Here is a 558-nt window from a genome sequence, read left to right on the forward strand (position 1 = left end):
TCGGCGTCGACACCGTCTTCGGCGTCGTCAGCGTCCACAACCTGCCGCTCGTCGAGGCCGTCGACCGCGACCTGCGCTTCGTCCCCGTGCGACACGAGGCGAGCGCCGTCAACGCCGCCGACGCCTACGGCCGGGCCCGCGGCACCCTCGGCTGCGCGCTCACCTCCACCGGCACCGGCGCCGGCAACGCCGCCGGCTCGCTGATCGAGGCGCTGTCCGCCGGGACCTCGGTGCTGCACGTCACCGGGCAGATCGACAGCGCCTACCTGGGCAAGGGGCGCGGCTTCATCCACGAGACCAAGGACCAGCTCGGCATGCTGACCGCGGTCTCCGCGTACGCGGCGACGGTCACCGACGCCGCCGACGCCGGACGGATCCTGCGCGAGGCGGCCGCCGCCGCGCTCGCCGTCCCCGGCGGCCCGGCGAGCGTCGAGTGGCCCATCGACCTGCAGTACGCGCCCCAGGACCCGGCGGCCCTGGACGGCGCCCTCCCGGAGGCCCCGGTGCTTCCGGAGCCGTCCGCCGCCGAACTCGACGCCGCGGCCGCCCTGCTGGCCG

Annotated in this window: 1 protein-coding gene; it reads left to right on the forward strand. The window is 76.7% G+C overall.

The window, feature by feature from the left end; all coding sequences use genetic code 11:
- Window positions 1–558, forward strand: a 558-nt coding sequence (locus tag ACOV8S_RS31140; RefSeq protein WP_448321839.1) for a thiamine pyrophosphate-binding protein, incomplete at both ends; no start/stop codon positions are given.

The organism is Streptomyces sp. CO7 (assembly GCF_053474865.1).